The sequence below is a fragment of the Lentzea flaviverrucosa genome, assembly GCF_003350445.1.
Classification (GTDB): Bacteria; Actinomycetota; Actinomycetes; order Mycobacteriales; family Pseudonocardiaceae; genus Lentzea; species Lentzea californiensis.
Genome location: NZ_QQAU01000020.1, coordinates 93,860 through 112,948, shown reverse-complemented (window position 1 = coordinate 112,948; position 19,089 = coordinate 93,860). Strand labels below are relative to the sequence as shown.

The following is a 19,089-nucleotide window of genomic DNA, read 5'->3' as shown; positions in this document are numbered from 1 at the left end:
TCGGGAGATTCCCCCATGCGCAGAACAGTCATCGTCGCGTTAGCACTGGCGCTCGCGGCGACCGGTTGCTCCTCTGGTGGCGCCACCAAGGCTGCCGGAGTGCTGACCGTGGGCATGCCCAACGGGCCGCTGACCGAGAACCACAACCCGTTCCTGCCCACGTCCGCGGCGGGTTCGCTCGGCTACCGCTACCAGATCTACGAGCCGCTGGCGTTCGTGAACAACACGCGCCCGGCCCAGGACCCGGTGCCGTGGCTCGCCACGAAGTGGGACTGGACGCCCGACTTCAAGAAGGTCACCTTCACGATCCGGGAGAACGTGAAGTGGTCCGACGGCAAGCCGCTCACGGCCGCTGACGTCGCCTTCTCGTACGAGATCCTCAAGAAGTGGCCGGCGCTCAACAACCGCGACTCGCTCAAGGTCGAGACCGCGACGGCGACGCCGGACAACAAGGTCGAGGTGTCGTTCGCGAGCCCGCAGTTCGTGAACCGCAACAAGGTCATCAGCGCGATGGTGGTTCCGCAGCACGTGTGGAGCACCATCCCCGACCCGACGACCTACACGAACCCGAAGCCCGTCGGCACCGGTCCGTACGAGCTGAAGTCGTTCACCTCGCAGACCGTCACGATTGCGCGGCGTGCGGAGTACTGGCAGGAACTGCCCAAGGTTCCGGAGATCCAGTACACCTCGTACAACGACAACACGGCGCAGACCACCGCGCTGGCGTCGGGCGCGAGCCAGTGGTCCTACGTCTTCATCCCGGACTACCAAAAGCTCTACGTCGACAAGGACCCGGCGAACCACAAGCTCTGGTTCCCGGCCGGTCTCGGCATCCACGGCCTGTGGCTGAACACGACGGTGGCGCCGTTCGACAACGCCGCGCTGCGTTCCGCGATGAGCGACGTGATCGACCGCGAGGCGATCTTCGTCAAGGGTGAGGCCCGCCTGTTCCCGAAGCTCGAGTCGAAGACCGGCATGCCGTTGCCCGCCGGTGACTCCTTCCTCGCGCCGGAGTACAAGGACGCGAAGTTCAAGATCGACGTGGACGGGGCGAAGCAGAAGCTCACGGCCGCCGGCTTCAAGCTCGAGGGTGACGTGCTCAAGGCGCCCGACGGCAAGCCGGTCACCATCGAGCTGACGAACCCGTCCGGCTGGTCGGACTACCTGACGGTCCTCGACATCATCAAGGGAGACCTGAAGAAGATCGGCATCGAGGCGACCGTGCGCACGCAGACGGCGGACTCGTGGACGACCGACTTCGCGAACGGCGCGTTCCAGGGCTCGCTGCGCTGGACGAACACCGGCGCGACGCCGTACGAGATGTACCAGAACATCATGGACGGCGCGGAGATCAAGCCGATGGGGCAGACCGCGGCGGTCAACTTCGGCCGCTACAACAACCCCGAGGCGACCGCGGCGCTGGCCGAGTACGCCAACGCGCCGGACGACGCGGCGCGGGCCAAGGCCCTCGCGGTGCTGCAGAAGATCATGGTCGAGCAGGTCCCCATGATCCCGACCTCCGCCGGTCCGATCGGTGCGGAGTACAGCACGAAGAACTGGGTCGGCTGGCCCACCGAGGAGGACCCGTACGGTCCGCCGCAGGCCACCCTGCCGAACGCCCTGCAGATCGTCATGAAGCTGAAGCCCGCGGGGTCCTAGATGAATGAAGTCGCGCTTGAAGCGAAAGGTCTGGTCAAGACCTACAAGCGCGTGCGTGCGGTGCAGGACGTCTCCATCGTCCTGCGCCGCGGGCGCGTGACCGCCCTCGTCGGCGAATCCGGGTCGGGCAAGTCGACGGTGGCGAAGCTGCTCGCGCGGCTCGTGGAACCCACCTCCGGCGAGATCCTGCTGGACGGCGAGAAGGTGCGGAGGGTCCGGGAGTACCGGCGCAAGGTCCAGATGGTGTTCCAGGACCCCTTCGCGTCCCTCAACCCCGTCCACACGATCCGCTACCACCTGACCCGGCCGCTGAAGATCCACAAGCGGACCGAGACGGTGGAGGAGCTGCTGCAGCGGGTGAACCTGCCCGTGGACTTCGCCTCGCGGTACCCGCACGAGCTGTCGGGCGGTCAGCGGCAGCGCGTCGCGATCGCACGGGCGCTCGCGGCCAGTCCCGAGGTGCTGCTCGCCGACGAGCCGGTGTCCATGCTGGACGTCTCCATCCGGCTCGGTGTGCTGAACCTGTTGCTGGACCTCAAGGAACGGCTGAAGCTCGCGGTCCTCTACATCACCCACGACATCGCGTCGGCGCGCTACTTCGCGGATGAGACGTTCGTGATGTACGGCGGGCAGATCGTCGAGGGCGGCGACAGCGAGTCCGTGACGCAGCGGCCGGCCCACCCGTACACGCAGCTGCTGATCGAGTCGGCGCCCGACCCGGAACGGTCGGTGATCGCGCTGGACGCGCCGCTGGAGGAGACCGCCGAGGTCTCCACCGGCTGCCAGTTCGCGCCGCGCTGCCCGAAGGTGCAGTCCCGCTGCTGGACCGAGGCGCCACCGCGCACCGAGGTCGACTCCTACGGGCACTGGGCGGCCTGCTGGCTGTACGTGGAGGCGGCGGCATGACCTTCCTGCTCCGCCGTGCGCTGTTCTACTTGGTCACCCTGTGGGCGGCGATCACGGCGAACTTCCTGCTGCCGCGCCTGCTCCCGGGCGACCCGGTGCAGGCGATGATCACCAAGCTCGGAGGCCGGCTCAACAGCGACGCGATGGCGTCGCTGTACGTCCTCTTCGGGCTCGACGAGAACAAGTCGATCTGGGAGCAGTACGTCGACTACTGGGCCTCCCTGGTGCGGGGCGACCTCGGGCTGTCGTTCACGTTCTTCCCGACGCCGGTCGCCGACGTGCTCTCGCAGTCGATGCCGTGGACGCTCGGCCTGGTCGGCGTCACCACGGTCATCGCGTTCCTGCTCGGCACCCTGCTGGGCGTCTACGCGGGCTGGAAGCGCGGTTCGTGGATGGACAACCTCATCCCGATCACGACGTTCCTGTCGTCCATCCCGTACTTCTGGCTCGGGCTGATCGCGATCTCCCTGTTCTCCGTGACGTGGCCGCTGTTCCCCGCGTCCGGCGGCTACGCGCCGGGCCTCGTGCCGGAGTTCTCCGGCGAGTTCATCGGCAGCGTCCTGGAACACGCCGTGCTGCCCGGCGTCACGATCATCGTGAGCTCGGTGGCCGGCTGGATCCTCGGCATGCGCAACATGATGGTGACCGTGACGGCGGAGGACTACGTGCTCGTCGCGCGGGCCAAGGGCCTCACGCAGAAGCGGATCATGTTCGCCTACGCCGCACGCAACGCGGTGCTGCCGTCGATCTCCGGTTTCGCGCTGTCGCTGGGTTTCATCGTCGGCGGCGCCCTGCTGGTCGAGATGGTGTTCTCCTACCCGGGCCTCGGCTACGTGCTGTTCCAGGGCATCGGTGCGAAGGACTACCCGTTGATGCAGGGCGTGTTCCTGGTGATCACATTGGCGGTGCTGGTGGCGAACCTGCTCGCGGACATCGGCTACCTGCTGCTGGACCCGCGCACGCGGCGGGAGGGCTGATACTCCGATGAACTTCAAGACGAAACTGGGCCTGGGCATCCTCGCCTTCTTCGCGCTGCTCGCCGTGGTCGGCGAGTGGATCGCGCCGTACGACCCGTCCGCCATGAGCGACGACCTGCTGTCGCCGCCGTCGGGCGCGCACTGGTTCGGCACGACCATGACCGGGCAGGACATCTTCTCCCAGGTGCTCGTGGGCACCAGGGGAGTGATGGTCGTCGGGCTGGTCTGCGGCGTGCTCGCGACCTTCCTGTCGATCCTGGTCGGCGTGACCGCCGGGTTCCTCGGCGGTGCGGCCGACGAGGCGTTGTCCATGCTGTCCAACATCTTCCTGGTGATCCCGGCGCTGCCGCTGATCATCATCGTGGCCTCGATGCTGCCCTCGGCGGACACGGTCCTGATCGCCGCGGTGATCAGCCTGACCGCCTGGGCGTGGGGGGCGCGGATCCTGCGCGCGCAGACGATGTCGCTGCGGCGCAGGGACTTCGTGGAGGCCGCGCGCGCGTCCGGGGAACGGACCTGGCGCATCATCGTGTTCGAGGTGCTGCCGAACCTGCTGGCCGTGATCGGGTCCGGCTTCGTCGGCACGGTGATCTTCGCGGTCATGCTGCAGATCACCCTGTCGTTCGTCGGCGTGATCTCGCTGTCGACCTGGAACTGGGGCACGATCCTGTTCTGGGCGCAGAGCAACCAGGCACTCGGTCTGGGCGCGTGGTGGTGGTTCGTCCCCGCCGGCCTGTGCATCGCGTTGCTGGGCACGGCGCTGGCTCTGATCAACTTCGGGATCGACGAGTACGCGAATCCCCGCCTGCGGAAGGTGCGCGCATGAGCCCGGTGCTGGAGATCCGCGATCTCTCGGTCGACTACGGCAACCTGAGGGCCGTGCACAACGTCTCGCTGACGCTGAACGCGGGCGAGGTGCTCGGTCTGGCCGGCGAGAGCGGCAGCGGCAAGTCCACTTTGGCCTACGCCGCGACCCGGCTGCTGCAGACGCCGGGCAAGGTGCCGTCCGGTCAGGTGCTGTTCAAGGGCCAGGACCTGCTGTCGCTGACCGACAAGCAGCTGCAGGTGCTGCGCTGGAACGAGATCGCGATCGTGTTCCAGGGCGCGATGAACGCCCTGAACCCCGTGATCTCGGTCGGCACGCAGATCGACGACGTGCTGCGCACGCACCGGCCGCAGATGAAGCGCCCGCAGCGGACGGCCCGCGGCCGCGAGCTGCTGTCGCTGGTCGGCATCCCGGCCGACCGGCTGTCGTCGTACCCGCACCAGCTCTCCGGTGGCATGCGGCAGCGCGTGATGATCGCGATGGCGCTCGCGCTGGAACCCGAGATCGTCATCATGGACGAACCGACCACCGCGCTCGACGTGGTGGTGCAGCGGCAGATCCTCGGCCAGATGATGCGGCTGCGCGAGACGCTCGGCTTCTCGGTCGTCTTCATCACCCACGACATCTCGCTGCTGGTCGAGTTCTCCGACCGCATCGCGATCATGTACGGCGGCCGCGTGGTCGAGGAGGCGCCGGCGAGCGAGATCTACCGCGCCGCCAAGCACCCGTACAGCCAGGGCCTGCTGGGGTCGTTCCCGGCCCTGCGCGGCCCGCGCCGTGAGCTGAAGGGCATCCCTGGCTCACCGCCGGACCTGCGCTCGATGCCGTCGGGCTGCCCGTTCCACCCGCGGTGCCCGTCCGCGATGGACGTGTGCGGCGAGCGGATGCCGTCGCTGGAGTCCGTCGAGGAGAGCCGCCGCGTGGCGTGCTGGTTGGAGGACGTGCGTGTCTGACGTGATCGCAGGCCTGCCCGCGGACTTCTTCTGGGGCGTGGCCACTTCCGCGTACCAGATCGAAGGCGCGTACGACGAGGACGGCAGGACACTGTCCATCTGGGACACGTTCTCCCGTCGGCCCGGCGCCGTCGAGAACGGGGAGACCGGCGACGTGGCCTGCGACCACTACCACCGCATGCCGTCCGACGTGGAGATGATCGCGCGTCTGGGCGTCGACAAGTACCGCTTCTCCGTGTCGTGGCCACGCATCCAGCCCGGCGGCCGCGGCCCGGTGAACCCCAGGGGCATCGACTTCTACTCCCGGCTCGTCGACGAGCTGCTGGACAAGGGCGTCGACCCGTGGTTGACGCTCTACCACTGGGACCTGCCGCAGGAGCTGGAGGACGCGGGCGGCTGGCCGCACCGCGACACCGCCTACCGCTTCGCCGAGTTCGCGGGCCTGGTGCACGACGCGCTGGGCGACCGCGTGCCGACGTGGACGACGCTGAACGAGCCCTGGTGCTCGGCGATGCTCGGCTACGACGTCGGCCGGCACGCGCCGGGCCGCACGAACTTCGCCGAGGCCATGCGCGCCACCCACCACCTGCTGCTGGCCCACGGCCTGGCCGCGCGGGAACTCCGGACGCGCGGCGTGGCGTCGTTGGGCATCACGCTGAACATGGGCACCCACAGCCCGGCGTCCGACGACCCGAGGGACGTGGACGCCGCCCGGCGCGCCGACGGCCTGGGCACCCGGATCTACCTGGACCCGCTGGTGCACGGGCGTTATCCGGAGGACGTGCTGGCCGACATCGCCGCGCGCGGTGCCGAGATCCCGGTCCGCCCGGGTGACCTGGAGATCATCTCGACGCCGCTGGACGTCTTCGGCGTCAACTACTACACCTCGCACGTCCACCGGGCGACCGACGACCCGGCCGTGTCCGAGGTGGTGCCTCAGGGACGTCCGGTCACGGCGATGGGCTGGGAGATCGTGCCGGAGGGCTTCACCTCGCTGCTGGTCCGCCTGCACCAGGACTACGGCGTGCCGATGGTGATCACCGAGAACGGCGCGGCCTTCGACGACCTCGACGTCGTGGACGGCCACGTGGCCGACACCGACCGGGTCGAGTACCTGAAGTCGCACGTCGAGGCCGTCGCCGCCGCCGTGCGGGCCGGCGCGGACGTGCGCGGATACCTCGCGTGGTCGCTGATGGACAACTTCGAGTGGGGCTACGGCTACGGCAAGCGCTTCGGCATCGTCCGCGTCGACTACGAGACCCAGGAGCGGACCCTGAAGCAGAGCGCGCGGTGGTTCCGCGACCTCATCACCCGGACCGGGGCATAACGCCTGGTCCGCCCCGTCTCCGGCCCGGTCGTCGTGGAATCTCTGCGCCCCCACGGCGGCCGGGCCGGTTCCATTTCCGCGGCTCGAATCCCGGTGGAGCCGTACTCGTGCGCGACCGTTCTCCCGGCCAGCGGCGTAGATCACGCCCGAAAGCACTAGCTAAGGCATACCTTAGTTAAGTTAGGGTTACTTTACGCCACCGTGGAGTGCCAGGAGAGGATCGCGATGGAACCGGTTTTAGACCTGGCCGGAATAGGCTTCGGGCCGTCCAACCTCGCTCTCGCGATCGCCGTGGAGGAACACGAGCTGCCCGTCAGGGCTCGCTTCTTCGAGAGGCAGCCGCGCTTCGGCTGGCACCGGGGGATGTTGCTGGAAGACGCCACGATGCAGGTGTCGTTCCTCAAGGATCTCGTCACGCTGCGCAACCCCACCAGCAGTTTCAGCTTCCTGTGCTACCTGCGCGACCGCGGCCGGTTGATCGACTTCGTCAACCACAAGAACCTCTTCCCGCTGCGCAAGGAGTTCCACGACTACTTCGAGTGGGCCGCGGAACGGGTCGGGCACCACGTGTCGTACGGCTCGGAGGTCACCCGGGTCCGGGCGGTCGACGACGGCTTCGAGCTCACCGCCGACGGGCAGCAGGTCAGGACGCGCAACCTGGTGCTGGCGACCGGCCTCGAGGCCAACCTGCCGGACGGCATCGAGACGAGCGACCGGATCTGGCACAACAAGGACCTGCTGACTCGCGTCGACACGCTCGAGAACCCGCGCCAGGTCGTCGTGGTCGGTGCCGGGCAGAGCGCCGCCGAGGCCGTCGCGTTCTTCCACGACCGGTTCCCGCAGGCCGAGGTGCACGGCGTCTTCGCGCGCTACGGCTACAGCCCCGCCGACGACAGCTCGTTCGCGAACCGGATCTTCGACCCCGCCGCCGTGGACGACTTCTACGCCGCGCCGGAGGAGGTCAAGCGCAGGCTCATGGGCTACCACGCCAACACGAACTACGGCGTGGTCGACGGCGACCTGATCGAGGAGCTCTACCGGCGGGTGTACCGCGAGAAGGTCGTCGGCAGGCAGAGGTTGTTGCTGCACAACACCTCCAGGCTCACCGACGTGACGGCGGACGGCAAGTGCGTGGTCGAGTCGCTCGCTGACGGCGGCCGGCTGCCGATCGACGCCGACGTGATCGTCTACGCGACGGGCTACCGCCCCGCGAACCCGGTCAGGCTGCTCGGCGACCTCGCCGTCCACTGCGAACGCGACGAGCTCGGCCGCCTGAAGGTGACCCGCGACTACCGCGTCGTCACGGACGACGGCCTGCGCGGCGGCATCTACCTGCAGGGCGGCACCGAGCACACGCACGGCATCACGTCGTCGCTGCTGTCGAACACGGCCGTGCGCGTCGGCGAGATCCTCGACTCGGTGCTGCGCCGGGTGCAGCAGCGCCACACCGAACCCCAGCTCCACGCAGTCAAGTAGTTCCGTCAGGGAGGACCCGTCATGACCAACCCGTTCGAGGACCCGCAGGGCCGTTTCTTCGTGCTGGTCAACGAAGAGCAGCAGCACTCGCTGTGGCCGGTGTTCGCGGAGGTGCCCGCCGGGTGGACCAAGGTCTTCGGCGAGGAGAGCCGCGAGGCCTGCCTGGCCTACGTCGAGGAGAACTGGACGGACCTGCGTCCGCTGTCGATCAGGTGAGGTAGTCCTCGAACGTCCGCACGCCCACCGCGCGGCCGGGAGTCAGGTTCCCGCCCGCGCGGTAGGCGCGGTAGGTCGACCCGGGCACCTTCAACGGCACCAGCGTGCGCTTCTTCCCCGTTGCAGCCAGGTACGTCCGCGCGAAGTCGACGGCTTCGCGGATCTCGGGCCCGCCCATCTCGGGCGCCTTGCCCGCCGGCGGAGCCTGCGCCAAGGTCGCCAACTCCAGGCCCACCTCGGCTTCGTCGACCGGCTGGAACCGGAACCCCGGCACGAGCATCAGCGGCAGCTTCGACGTGCTGTCGAACATGGTGCGCAGCAACGAGTGGAACTGCGTGGCCCGCAGGATCGTGTGCGGCACACCGGAGTCGATGATCACCCGCTCGGCGGCGAGCTTCTGCTTGTAATAGGGGAGCGGTACCTCGTGGCAGCCGACGATCGAGACGTACACCAGGTGTGCGGGTTTCGAGGCCAGCACGGCCCGAACCATCCGCACCTCGTGCCGGAACGACGTCGCGCAGTGCACGACCACGTCCGCCCTGAGAGCGCCCAAACCAGTGCCGCGCAACAGATCCGTGCCGCTCGAACGCGAAACCGACCGTGCGCCCGGCAACGCGGCGACGACGTGCCTGCCCAGCGAACCGCTGCCACCCGTGACGACGGTGTTGAACTCCTTCTTGGGGTTGATGCCCCCACTCTGACACGGTGGTAATACGCCAGCACAACGGTGCCGGAGACCGCGGCCACGGCGCTGATCGCCAGGCCTGCCTGCGACAGGCCGCTCATCCCCGTGCCCTCGCCGAGCAGCTTGATGCCGATCCACGCCGCGACGATCGGGTTCACGACGGTCTGCCCGGCCACGACGAGGTCCGGCGGTCCGGCGGCGTATCCGAGCTGGATGAACCACGCCCCGGTCAGGAAGGCGACGGCCAGTCCGCCGAGTGAGACCCACTCGATCACGGGAAGGCCGGTCGTGACGTCCCTGACCAGCACGGCGACCAGCCCGTACGCGATGCCGGCGCCCACGGAGAGCGCCAGGGCCCGCACGGCGCCCACGGTGAAGGTGGCGGCCACGACGCACACCAGCACGCCCGCGACGACGAGTTGGCCGGCTTGCAGTGCGACCTTCGGGGAGACCTGGGTCGGTACCGCCTCGCCCGCCGTGATGGACACGAACGCGACGATGCCGGCCGTCGCGACGAGCACGGCCACGGCGAGCAGGCCGGACAGCCGTCGCGCGCGGCACACCGCGATGATCGGGATGGCCAGCGCGTTCAGCGGGGCCACGACCGAGACCGGGGCCAGTGACAGCGCGACGACCTGCAGGACCGCGCACGCGAGGAGCACCAGGAACCCGTGGACCCAGCGGCGGGACCGCACGAGCTGGAGTGCGGAAGTCAGCTTCAGGTCGCCTGTCTCGCGGACACCGGCGTGCTGCCACATCGCGCCGAGTGCGCTGCACCCGGCCGCGAGCACCGCGCACAGAATCGCGACCCCGACCACGTGGCCAATGCTACGCCGTCACTGCTATGGTTCATTACATGAGTAACGAACCAAGGAACTAGCGATGTTCGACGACCGGAGCCCGATCTACCGGCAGATCGCCGACCGGATCAAGGCGGACGTGGTCAGCGGGGCGTTGAAGGCGGACGAGCAGGTCATGTCGACCAACCAGTACGCCTCCTACTACCGGATCAACCCGGCGACCGCCGCGAAGGCCTTCCAGCAGCTCGTGGACGAACAGGTGCTCTACAAGAAGAGGGGGATCGGGATGTTCGTGAGCGCCCAGGCTCGCGACATGCTGCGGGCACAGGGGCGGGAGACCTTCTTCGGCGAGGTCGTGGACCCGATGGTGGCGGAGGCGCTCGCCATCGGCATTCCGCTCGCCGACGTCATCCGCCGGATCGAACAGCACGAGAACAACGGGGGCGTGTGATGCGGGTCGACGTGCAGGGCTTGACGGTTCGCTACGGCGACGTGACGGCCATTGACGACATGAGCTTCTCCTTGTCCGGCAACAAGATCTACGGGCTGCTGGGCCGCAACGGCTCCGGCAAGACCAGCCTGATGTCGGCGCTCGCGGGGTACCGCAGGCCTTCAGGATCCGTTCAGCTCGACGGCCTGCCGGTCTTCGAGAACGCCGCCGCGACGCGCCAGGTCTGCCTGGTCCGCCACTCCGCCGACGCCGCGGACAAGGGCGACAAGGTCTCGCACGTCCTGGCGTACGGCGCCGCGTGGCGCGACACGTGGGACAACGACTACGCGCTGAAGCTCGCGGAGCTGTTCAAGATCGGCCTGAAGACCAAGGTCGCCGAACTGTCGCTGGGGCAGCGGTCCGCGCTCGGCGTCGTCATAGGCCTCGCCAGCCGTTCGCCGCTCACGATGCTGGACGAGTCGCACCTCGGCATGGACACGCCGACCAGGTACGCGTTCTACGACACGCTGCTCAACGACTTCATGGAGAACCCCCGCACGATCATCATTTCCACGCACCTGATCGAGGAGCTGGCCTCGTTGCTGGAGGAGGTGCTGATCATCGACAGCGGCCGGCTGGTGCTGCAGGAGGAGGCCGACGTGCTGCGCTCACGCGGCACCGAGGTCACGGGAAACGCCTCCGACGTCGACGACTTCACCCTCGGGCTCACCGTGCTCAGCGAGAAGTCGCTGGGGCGCACGAAGGCCGCGATGGTCTACGGCGCGCTCGAGGACGAGCAGTTGGCGCGCGCCCGTCAGCTCGGGCTGGAACTCGGCCCGATCGCGTTGCAGGACCTGTTCGTCCACCTCACCGATCCGGTCGGAGGCAAGCGGTGAAGATCTTCCGTCTCCTGACCGCGTCCCTCACCACGTTCTCCGCGATGGTCGCCGGCGGCGCGTTCGCGTTCGTCGTGGCCCTGACGTTCGTCGTCTCGGTCTTCCGGGACGTCGAGATCAGTGCGTGGAACGTCGTCGCGTCCCAGATCGGGCCCTGGTTCCTGTTGTTCATGGGCGTCTACGCGATCCACACCATGCTGCCGATCGCTGTCGCGCACGGCCGGACACGGCGGGAGTTCCTCGTTGCCGCGTCCGGGTTCTCCGTCGTGCTGGCACTCGTCATGACGGCGGTCGAGTGGCTCGGGTTCCTCGCCGAGGGCGGGATCTACTCGCTGATGGACTGGCGTGCGGACGAGCACAGCACCCAGCTCACGTACCTGCTGATGTACCTCGTCTGGATCGCTGTGGGCATGCTCTGCGCGGCGGCGTTCGACAGGTTCGGCGCGGGCGGGGTCTTCGTGCTGCCGGTCGCGCTGGCGCTCGTGGTCGCGACACGCGTGCAGATTCCGGGGTCGGGCAACCTGCCGTTCCTCGACGGGATCCCGGACGCGCTCGGACCGGAGTGGTACGTGCTGCTCGCGGTGTCGTTCGTGGTCGCGCTGGCCGGTACCTGGGCGATCGCGAGGGACATGCCGATCAGGACGCGGACGTGACTCAGCCGCTGTCCCGCACCACCAGCGAGGGTTCGAAGACCACCGACACGGCGGGGGAGCGCGGTTCGGTGATCTGGCGCAGCAGCTGACGCGCCATCTCCGCGGCCATGTCGGTGATCGGCTGGCGGACGGTCGTGAGCTCGGGTTCGGACGTCAGCGCGGCACTGCTGTCGTCGAACCCGACGACCGCCACGTCGTCGGGAACCTTGCGGCCGCTGCGGTGCAGCACCGGGATCGCACCGTTCGCCATCAGGTCGGAGGCGACGAACACGCCGTCGACGTCAGGGCAGCGGCGGATCAGATGCTCCATCGCGGCCACGCCGGACTGCCGGGTGAAGTCCCCGTGCACCACCACGGCGTCCGGCACCTCGGCGAGGAACCCGGCGAGCCGGTCCTGGCCCGCCGGGGTGTCCTGCGGGCCGGTGATCGTCGCGATCCTGTTGCACTGCAACGACTTGAGGCGGCATGCGGCCAGTGCGGCACCGGCCGTCTGGTTCACGTCGACGTAGGTGATCGGCATCGGCTCGAGCGGGCGGCCGGCCAGCACCACGGGGAGTCCGGCCTCGATCAGCTGACCCGGCACCGGGTCCGCCGGGTCGGTGTGCACGAGGATCACGCCGTCCAGCCGGCCGCACCGCAGGTCGCTCATCGCCTGCTCGCGCGTGCCCGGCCCGGTCATCATCAGCACCAGGTGCACGCCCAGCGGACGGACGACGCGGGTCACGCCGCTGACGACGCTCGCGAGGTGCGGATCGCCGTCCATGCGGCGTTCGTCGGGCAGCAGCAACCCGATCGCGTCAGCCCGGCGCGTGACGAGCGAGCGCGCGGCGATGTTCGGCAGGTAACCGGTGCTGGAGATGGCCCTCTGGACGGCGTGCCGCAGCGACTCGTCGACGCTGGACGCGCCGTTGACGACTCTCGACGCGGTCGCGCGCGACACCCCGGCCACGCGGGCCACCTCCTCCAGCGTCACGCGCTTCACCCGGCCGCCAGCTCCGCCGTGCGGTGGCGTTGCATCAGTTCGACCACCTCGGCGGTCGGCGGGTGGGTGATCGCCAGACCTGCCGACCTCAGCACCTCCAGCGACTCGGTGAGGTGCGTGCGCACGAACTGCTTCAGGGCGTCCGGGTTCGTGGAGGCGAGCTGGATCTCGGCGTCCGTCGGCATGCCCGGCATGTCGTGCCCGGCGTGGTTGTTCACGTACGGCGCGTCGAGCAGCTTCCTCAGTTCGGTGAGCTCGATGTTCCGGTTCTCCTTGAGCTCGGCGGAGTCGGTGAGGTCGAGCAGCTTGAGCGCCTGCTCGTCGGTCGCGATGGCGAGCTCGACGAACGCTCTTTCCGTTGCACCGTAACCGTTCTGGGGAGACGGCGCGGGGGAGGGCGGGGGTGGAGCCTGCTGGCAGGCCACGAGAAGGCCTGCCAGCAGGAGCATTGTCATCCGTGGTTGCCGTTGTGGTCGCACTTGATCACCACGTTGAGACAGTTGCGGACGCGGCGCTCCATCTCGGCGCGCGGCCACACGTTGAAGAAGTCACCGTGCATCGTCTGCCCGGTACCGGAAGCGAGTCGCAGTCCGGCGGTGCTGCCGTTGACCGGATACCTCAGCACCATGCGCAGCTTCGGCACCGAGACGGGGTGGCTCGACGGGCAGCCGCCCGCGACCGGGTACGACATGTGGGACTTGTGGTCGGACGAGTCGAGGTTGCGGCCGTCCCAGCACTGCGGGAAGTCCAGGTAGGTCTCGAGCATCGTGCCCGCCGGGCAGGTCACGAAGTTCTTGGACGGGTTGACGTGCCCGGCGTGCAGGCAGGACCAGCGCGCGATGCTGTCGGCATCACCGGTGGCCTTCGCGTTGCCCGCCACGATCTTCAGCCCGTAGGGCGTGGGCTGGATCGCCGCCGGGTTGTTCACGCCCTCACCGAGGTAGTAGAACGTGACGCCGGTGGGGGCGATCGCGGTGTTGTTCCGGTACAGCGTCGGCACCCAGTAGGACGAGATGTCCGAGGCCGGGTTGCAGTTGCCGGTCTGGCCCTCCAGCGACTGCTGGGTGGACCTGGCGTTCGTCGAGTGGTTGCCGAAGAAGTCGTGGAAGTGCGAGGCGCCTGCCAGGTTCGGCAGGACGATCGGGTCGTCCGCCAGCCGGTGGCTGATCGGGCACTCCGCGAGGAACTCGGCCACGCGGACTGGTTCTCCTTGTGCCGCAACGGGAATGCTGAGTGCGGTGGCTATCAGCCCGATGACGGCGGCGATGTGGAACAAGGGCTTCCTCATTGAAGCTTTCCTCTCCGCAGCAGGATTGGGAGAGCGCTCTCACGCTCAACGAGCATGGCGCAGCGCGTAATCGGCCGTCAATCCGCAAGAAACGTTCAGAAGTCCCGGTTTTCTTGACAGGGCGTGCCCGGTGCCCTGACTCTCGGCTCTGAACTCCTGTCGCAGAGAGCGCTCTCTCGCCATCCTCGCCCGTTCTCCGGCCCCAGGAGCATCCATGTCAGGAAGGCTTCAACGCGGAAGACTCCCCCTGTTCGCCGCGGCTGTGGTCGCGGCCGCTCTGATCGTTCCGGTACAGGCTTCCGCCGCCGGTCCGCTGATCTCGCAGAACCGCCCGGTCACCGCCTCCAGCAGCGAGAACGCCGCGTTCGGCGCCGCCTCGGCGGTGGACGGGGATCTCGGCACGCGCTGGTCCAGCTCGTTCGGTGACCCGCAGTGGATCCAGATCGACCTCGGCTCGTCCGCACGCGTCGACCAGGTGGTGCTGGCCTGGGAGACCGCGAGCGCGCGGGCCTACACGCTCAGCATCTCCGCCGACGGCACCACCTGGCAGGAACTTCGTCGAACGACGACAGGACCGGGTGGCACCGAGACGCTCCCGGTCACCGGCACCGGCAGGTACGTGCGCCTCGACCTGACCCAGCGGGCCACGCAGTGGGGTTACTCGCTGTGGGAGTTCCAGGTGTTCGGCACGCCGGGCACCGGGACCGCGGAAACCCTGCTCTCCTACGGCAGGGCCGGCACCGCGTCGACGTTCCAGGACGACGCGAACTGCGGCCAGTGCACCCCGGCCAAGGCGTTCGACCGCGATCCGGCCACCCGCTGGGCGACCAGCGCGACGAACGGCTGGGTCGACCCCGGCTGGATCTCCGTCGACCTCGGCGCCACCGCCACGATCTCGAAGGTCGTGCTGCAGTGGGATCCGGCGTTCGCGACGGCGTACCGGATCGAGGTCTCCGACAACAACTCGAGCTGGCGCGAGATCTACTCGACCACCACCGGCCGCGGGTTCAAGGAGACGCTGACGGTCAGCGGCACCGGCCGTTACGTGCGCATGTACGGCACGGCCAGGTCGAACGGCTACGGCTACTCGCTCTGGGAGTTCCAGGTCTACGGCACGGGCGGCGCTCCCATCACTCCGCCGCCGCTGCCGCCGAACCCGTCGTTCCCCGGCCGGCTGGTGTGGGGTGACGAGTTCAACGCGCCCGCGGGCACCGGGCCCGACGCCTCGAAGTGGCAGCCGGAGACCGGTCCCGGTGTCAACAACGAGCTGCAGTACTACACGAACAACAACAACGCCCGGCACGACGGCAACGGCAACCTGGTGCTGCAGGCCCGGCGCGAGGTCACGCCCGGCAGCGCGTGCCCGGTGGATCCGGTCAGCGGCAGCGGGACCTGCCAGTACACGTCGGCGCGGCTGAACACGTACGGCAAGTTCACCTTCACCTACGGCCGGGTCGAGGCGCGCATCAAGGTGTCGTCGACGCAGGGGTTGTGGCCCGCGTTCTGGATGCTGGGCGCGGACTTCTTCGACCAGTGCAGGCCGTGGCCCAACACCGGTGAGATCGACATCATGGAGCACGTCGGCAAGGAACCGAACCGGGTGTACTCGACGCTGCACGCGCCCCAGTACTTCGGTGCGGGCGGGTACGGGTCACCGCTCGAGCTCGGCCAGCCCGCGTCCAGCGCCTTCCGGACGTTCGCGGTCGAGTGGGACTCCAGCCACATGACGTTCAGCGTGGACGGCAACAGGTTCTTCACCGTCGACCGGGAACAGCTGGAGACCACCCGCGGGCCGTGGGTCTTCGACCACCCGTTCTTCCTGATCATCAACAACGCCGTCGGCGGTGACTGGCCCGGCCCGCCGGGGACCGGGACGCAGCTGCCGCAGGACATGGTGCTCGACTACGTCAGGGTGTACCAGTGACGGAGATCTTGGCCGGCGGCGAGACGTCGAACGCCTCGCTGACCGCCTCGACCTCGATCTGCGCGGTCTCGCCGGAGCCCAGCGGGATCGCCGGCACGAAGTACGCGTCGTTCGCCGTGCCGCCGAGGAAGATCCGTTCGGAACCGGTCCACTTGTAGACCCGGTACTGCCGGATCGCACCGGGTGAGCGCGTCCAGGTGAGCCGTGCCGATGCCGTCGTGGCGCCGGTGCGGCTCACCTGCTCGACCCGGAGGCCGGACGGTGCCGCAGGGGGAGTCATGACCGGGTTCGTGACCCCGATCCGGCCGATGAACGCGGTGATCGCGGCTCCCGGCAGCACCCGCAGGGAGATCTCCGTGAGCGTCGCGCCGGAGTGCTCGCCCAGCGGGAACACGCTGCGCCGCCACGCCCCGCTGACGCCGCCCAGGTCCAGGACGCGTTCGGTCGTGCCGAACCGCAGGACCGCCTGCAGCCGCGACGGACCGGTGCCGGTGCGGTGCACGACCTCCAGCTGGCTGCCGCCGGACAGCTTCAGCGACGTCGCGAACAGCCGGACGTCGTTGGCGGACTGCGGTGTGCCGGTGATCTTCAGCGCGGTGCCGCCGTCGTACGGGTCGTCCCAGTCGAGCGACGGGGTGACCTTGGTGCCGGTGCCCGTGACGCTCCACCGCCAGGTCGGCAGGACGTCCTGCAGCGACAGGTTGTTCCAGGCCTGCTCCGACCGGACGGTGCCGTTGACGGCGAACTTCCTGCCGTGCCCGGTGTTGAAGTTCGTGACGAACGGGAGCGTCGTGATCGGGGTCAGCTCGGTGACGTAGTGGGCGACGCCCTTCCAGTTCGCCGTCGTGGTGGTGTTCGACGGATCACCGTTCGGGCCGACCCAGAACCTGTTGTCGCGGGCGTAGAAGTCGGCTGGGCTGGTAGCGGACTTGAACGTCCACTCAGGACGGTAGAAGCCGAGTGAGGTCACGTGCGGCTTGTTCTCGGGGAAGACACTCGCCCAGCCGACGCTGGTGTTGTAGCCGCTGGCCTCGACGTCCACACCCGACGCCAGGTCGTACGGGCTGCGGCCCATCTGCCGGGCGAGCGCGGCGGAGTTCGCGAGTCCCTGCGCGCTCCACCAGAAGTTCATGAACATCTCGTCGGACTGCTCGAAGAACATCCGGTTGCGCGCGGTCAGGGCGTTCTGCCAGCTGACGCTGCCGCTGTCGGTCATCGCGTCGTACCAGATGACCCGCAACCCGGACTTCTTCATGTACACGATGAAGTCGCGCATGTCGTTCGCGAGTTGGGTGTTGCCGCCGGCGGTCTCCTGGTTGAGGAACCAGCCGTCGAAGCCGTAGTGCCGTGCGACCTGCACCATCTTGTCCGCCACGGGGAACCTGTCGCCCTCGCGCCGGACGAAGTCGCGGACCCATTGGATCTGGCCGCCGTACGCCGTCGGCGGGAGGAAGACGTTGCCGATCACGCGCACGCCGTTGCGGTGCGCGGCGTCGGTGACGGTCGGGTTCGGCGCGAGGATCAGGCCCTCGGACGCCGAACCGCCCCAGAACACCAGTTCGTCGATGTACTGCCAGTAGTTCGTGGCGTAGTAGTTCATGTCGAGCGCACCCTGCGCGGGGTTGCCGCTCGTCGGCGCGTAGGCCACCAGAGTCTGCACCCTGGCCTCGTTCGGGTGGGCGTGCGCGTTGGCCGGTCTGGCCGGGACGACGCGTCGCGCGAGCGGCACCGCGCTGCGGTTGTACCTCGCGTCCCGGTCGGTCGACGGATCCCAGTCGAGGATCGTGGCCGGATGCCAGTAGGACGCGTACGGCTGCGCGACATCGGCTGCGGACGCGGGAGTCTCGGACAGCAGACTGGTGAGTGCTGCTGTGGAGCTCAGAACGAGGAACTGTCTCCGAGTGGGCACGGGATCACCCTCGTGGGCCGTCTGATTCGCCGCATACCGCCGCTGCGGTGACTGGACAGGACGACAACGTCCCGGTCCGCTGCGGTGGGTGACGAGCCGCTCCCGGGAAACATTCTGTCGAACAGCGTCGAAACGTCCCCGTAACCATCCATGTGGCCGAATCCCACGGAGGCTACTGGGCGGTAGCGTGTGGCTCGCCGTCGCTTTTGGTTCCCCTGCAACCATTCGAGGTGTCTTCGTCGTGCGCATCAAACCCATGCTTGCGGCGCTGGTCCTGGCGCTGATCCCAGCCACCGCCCCCGCCGTCGCCACCGCGGCGGCAAACCCCTACGAACGCGGCCCCGCACCCACGGCCGCGTCGGTCGAGGCCTCCCGAGGCACGTTCGCCGTGACGTCCGCGGCCGTCGCCCGCCAGTCGAACTTCGGCGGCGGCACGGTCTACACCCCGACCAGCGATCTCACGTTCGGCGCCATCGCCGTCTCACCCGGTTTCACCGCGACCCAGACCTCGGTCGCGCACTTCGGCCCGCGCCTGGCGTCCTACGGGTTCGTGGTGATCACCATCAACACCCTGTCCGGCTTCGACGACCCCGACAGCCGAGGCCGTCAGCTGCTCGCGGCGCTGGACCACGTGGTCCGCACCAACCCCCGCGTCGACGCCTCGCGCCTCGCCGTGATGGGCCACTCCATGGGCGGCGGGGGAGCGTTGCGCGCCTCCGCGACCCGTCCCGCCCTGCAGGCGTCGATCCCGATGGCCGGCTGGCACACCACCAAGACCTGGTCGACCGTCCGGGTGCCGACCCTGGTGCTCGGCGGCCAGAACGACCCCACCGCACCGAACTCGCAGCACTCCACGCCGTTCTACAACTCGATCACGGCGGCACCGGACAAGGCGTTCCTGGAGCTGCGCGGTGGCGACCACTCGGCGCCTCGCAGCGACAACGTGACCGTTCGCAAGTACACGCTGTCGTGGTTGAAGCGGTTTGTGGACGATGACGTGCGGTACGACCAGTTCCTGTGTCCGGCGCCTGCGCCGAACACGCTCATCAGTGCTTACAAGGACACCTGCCCGCACGCGTGAGAAGCGAAGGGCCTGTGTTTTGAACGAGTAACAGTGTTTTGAACGAGTAACCAGTACAGGCCGGGAGTTGCCCAGGCGACCGCCGGGGCGGCTCCAAGGGC

General features: G+C 68.5%; 19 protein-coding genes. 13 read left to right on the top strand and 6 right to left on the bottom strand.

Translation table 11 applies throughout. The features are described 5' to 3' along the window. Window positions 1–15 precede the first annotated feature (15 nt). The 8 genes from DFR72_RS46580 to DFR72_RS41690 all read left to right on the top strand — a co-directional run bounded on the left by DFR72_RS46580 (window position 16) and on the right by DFR72_RS41690 (window position 8,340). Entirely contained in the window at window positions 16–1,659 is a 1,644-nt protein-coding gene (locus DFR72_RS46580; protein ID WP_177224533.1) for an ABC transporter substrate-binding protein, read from the top strand. Beyond that, complete coding sequence (locus DFR72_RS48030) at window positions 1,660–2,565, top strand: ABC transporter ATP-binding protein (protein WP_177224532.1); 906 nt, start codon at window positions 1,660–1,662, stop codon at window positions 2,563–2,565. Next, window positions 2,562–3,542, top strand: coding sequence for an ABC transporter permease (locus tag DFR72_RS41715; RefSeq protein WP_090065119.1), 981 nt, complete (start codon window positions 2,562–2,564; stop codon window positions 3,540–3,542). The genes DFR72_RS48030 and DFR72_RS41715 overlap by 4 nt, the downstream gene beginning before the upstream one ends. Before the next feature lie 7 nt (window positions 3,543–3,549). Beyond that, window positions 3,550–4,368: an ABC transporter permease gene (locus tag DFR72_RS41710; RefSeq protein WP_090065118.1), complete on the top strand. Its 819-nt coding sequence runs from the start codon at window positions 3,550–3,552 to the stop codon at window positions 4,366–4,368. Then, complete coding sequence (locus tag DFR72_RS41705) at window positions 4,365–5,321, top strand: ABC transporter ATP-binding protein (RefSeq protein ID WP_090065117.1); 957 nt, start codon at window positions 4,365–4,367, stop codon at window positions 5,319–5,321. The genes DFR72_RS41710 and DFR72_RS41705 overlap by 4 nt, the downstream gene beginning before the upstream one ends. Next, window positions 5,314–6,648 carry a GH1 family beta-glucosidase gene (locus tag DFR72_RS41700; RefSeq protein WP_245983894.1) on the top strand — a complete coding sequence of 445 codons (1,335 nt, stop codon included), beginning with the start codon at window positions 5,314–5,316 and terminating at the stop codon, window positions 6,646–6,648. Before DFR72_RS41705 ends, DFR72_RS41700 begins: the two co-directional genes overlap by 8 nt. Before the next feature lie 225 nt (window positions 6,649–6,873). Continuing rightward, window positions 6,874–8,124 carry a lysine N(6)-hydroxylase/L-ornithine N(5)-oxygenase family protein gene (locus DFR72_RS41695; protein ID WP_090065116.1) on the top strand — a complete coding sequence of 417 codons (1,251 nt, stop codon included), beginning with the start codon at window positions 6,874–6,876 and terminating at the stop codon, window positions 8,122–8,124. Between the two features lie 21 nt (window positions 8,125–8,145). Continuing rightward, entirely contained in the window at window positions 8,146–8,340 is a 195-nt protein-coding gene (locus DFR72_RS41690) for an MbtH family protein (protein WP_030479055.1), read from the top strand. Here the strand turns inward: DFR72_RS41690 and DFR72_RS41685 are convergent. Together DFR72_RS41685 and DFR72_RS47800 are read right to left on the bottom strand one after the other, a co-directional pair. After that, window positions 8,333–8,791, bottom strand: coding sequence for an SDR family oxidoreductase (locus DFR72_RS41685; RefSeq protein ID WP_342768729.1), 459 nt, complete (start codon window positions 8,789–8,791; stop codon window positions 8,333–8,335). The two genes, DFR72_RS41690 and DFR72_RS41685, sit on opposite strands and share 8 nt — an antisense overlap. After that, entirely contained in the window at window positions 8,716–9,843 is a 1,128-nt protein-coding gene (locus DFR72_RS47800) for a DMT family protein (protein WP_342768728.1), read from the bottom strand. Before DFR72_RS47800 ends, DFR72_RS41685 begins: the two co-directional genes overlap by 76 nt. 64 nt (window positions 9,844–9,907) lie before the next feature. On the opposite strand from DFR72_RS47800, the gene DFR72_RS41675 reads away from it, so the two are divergent. From DFR72_RS41675 to DFR72_RS41665, 3 genes are read left to right on the top strand one after another with little or no spacing between them, the layout of a single operon-like run. Beyond that, window positions 9,908–10,276 carry a GntR family transcriptional regulator gene (locus tag DFR72_RS41675; RefSeq protein WP_090065114.1) on the top strand — a complete coding sequence of 123 codons (369 nt, stop codon included), beginning with the start codon at window positions 9,908–9,910 and terminating at the stop codon, window positions 10,274–10,276. Next, a complete protein-coding gene (locus tag DFR72_RS41670) occupies window positions 10,276–11,151 on the top strand; it encodes an ATP-binding cassette domain-containing protein (RefSeq protein WP_090065113.1) in 876 nt (291 codons plus the stop codon). The genes DFR72_RS41675 and DFR72_RS41670 overlap by 1 nt, the downstream gene beginning before the upstream one ends. Next, window positions 11,148–11,804 (top strand): hypothetical protein, encoded by a 657-nt coding sequence (locus DFR72_RS41665; protein ID WP_090065112.1) that lies wholly within the window; start codon window positions 11,148–11,150, stop codon window positions 11,802–11,804. The genes DFR72_RS41670 and DFR72_RS41665 overlap by 4 nt, the downstream gene beginning before the upstream one ends. A 1-nt stretch (window position 11,805) precedes the next feature. Here DFR72_RS41665 and DFR72_RS41660 read toward each other — a convergent pair whose 3' ends face one another. Genes DFR72_RS41660 through DFR72_RS41650 form a run of 3 tightly spaced genes read right to left on the bottom strand, consistent with a single transcriptional unit; the run spans window position 11,806 to window position 14,074 of the window. Then, window positions 11,806–12,777, bottom strand: coding sequence for a LacI family DNA-binding transcriptional regulator (locus DFR72_RS41660; protein WP_245983893.1), 972 nt, complete (start codon window positions 12,775–12,777; stop codon window positions 11,806–11,808). A 5-nt stretch (window positions 12,778–12,782) separates the two neighbouring features. Further along, window positions 12,783–13,235, bottom strand: a complete 453-nt coding sequence (locus tag DFR72_RS41655; RefSeq protein WP_090065110.1) for a hypothetical protein — start codon at window positions 13,233–13,235, stop codon at window positions 12,783–12,785. 2 nt (window positions 13,236–13,237) lie between these two features. Continuing rightward, complete coding sequence (locus DFR72_RS41650; RefSeq protein WP_090065109.1) at window positions 13,238–14,074, bottom strand: DUF1996 domain-containing protein; 837 nt, start codon at window positions 14,072–14,074, stop codon at window positions 13,238–13,240. A 214-nt stretch (window positions 14,075–14,288) separates the two neighbouring features. On the opposite strand from DFR72_RS41650, the gene DFR72_RS41645 reads away from it, so the two are divergent. Further along, entirely contained in the window at window positions 14,289–15,998 is a 1,710-nt protein-coding gene (locus DFR72_RS41645) for a discoidin domain-containing protein (RefSeq protein ID WP_090065108.1), read from the top strand. Here the strand turns inward: DFR72_RS41645 and DFR72_RS41640 are convergent. Then, a complete protein-coding gene (locus DFR72_RS41640; protein ID WP_170176647.1) occupies window positions 15,982–17,907 on the bottom strand; it encodes an endo-beta-N-acetylglucosaminidase in 1,926 nt (641 codons plus the stop codon). The two genes, DFR72_RS41645 and DFR72_RS41640, sit on opposite strands and share 17 nt — an antisense overlap. A 241-nt stretch (window positions 17,908–18,148) precedes the next feature. Between DFR72_RS41640 and DFR72_RS41635 the strand changes: the two genes are divergently transcribed. Continuing rightward, complete coding sequence (locus tag DFR72_RS41635; RefSeq protein ID WP_090065269.1) at window positions 18,149–18,988, top strand: dienelactone hydrolase family protein; 840 nt, start codon at window positions 18,149–18,151, stop codon at window positions 18,986–18,988. The last annotated feature ends 101 nt before the right edge of the window (window positions 18,989–19,089 follow it).

Excerpts from the sequence above, each read along its gene's own strand:
- DFR72_RS46580 (WP_177224533.1), top strand. The coding sequence starts at position 16 with ATGCGCAGAACAGTCATCGTCGCGTTAGCACTGGCGCTCGCGGCGACC.
- DFR72_RS48030 (WP_177224532.1), top strand. The coding sequence starts at position 1,660 with ATGAATGAAGTCGCGCTTGAAGCGAAAGGTCTGGTCAAGACCTACAAG.
- DFR72_RS41715 (WP_090065119.1), top strand. The coding sequence starts at position 2,562 with ATGACCTTCCTGCTCCGCCGTGCGCTGTTCTACTTGGTCACCCTGTGG.
- DFR72_RS41710 (WP_090065118.1), top strand. The coding sequence starts at position 3,550 with ATGAACTTCAAGACGAAACTGGGCCTGGGCATCCTCGCCTTCTTCGCG.
- DFR72_RS41705 (WP_090065117.1), top strand. The coding sequence starts at position 4,365 with ATGAGCCCGGTGCTGGAGATCCGCGATCTCTCGGTCGACTACGGCAAC.
- DFR72_RS41695 (WP_090065116.1), top strand. The coding sequence starts at position 6,874 with ATGGAACCGGTTTTAGACCTGGCCGGAATAGGCTTCGGGCCGTCCAAC.
- DFR72_RS41690 (WP_030479055.1), top strand. The coding sequence starts at position 8,146 with ATGACCAACCCGTTCGAGGACCCGCAGGGCCGTTTCTTCGTGCTGGTC.
- DFR72_RS41675 (WP_090065114.1), top strand. The coding sequence starts at position 9,908 with ATGTTCGACGACCGGAGCCCGATCTACCGGCAGATCGCCGACCGGATC.
- DFR72_RS41670 (WP_090065113.1), top strand. The coding sequence starts at position 10,276 with ATGCGGGTCGACGTGCAGGGCTTGACGGTTCGCTACGGCGACGTGACG.
- DFR72_RS41655 (WP_090065110.1), bottom strand. The coding sequence starts at position 13,235 with ATGCTCCTGCTGGCAGGCCTTCTCGTGGCCTGCCAGCAGGCTCCACCC.
- DFR72_RS41650 (WP_090065109.1), bottom strand. The coding sequence starts at position 14,074 with ATGAGGAAGCCCTTGTTCCACATCGCCGCCGTCATCGGGCTGATAGCC.
- DFR72_RS41645 (WP_090065108.1), top strand. The coding sequence starts at position 14,289 with ATGTCAGGAAGGCTTCAACGCGGAAGACTCCCCCTGTTCGCCGCGGCT.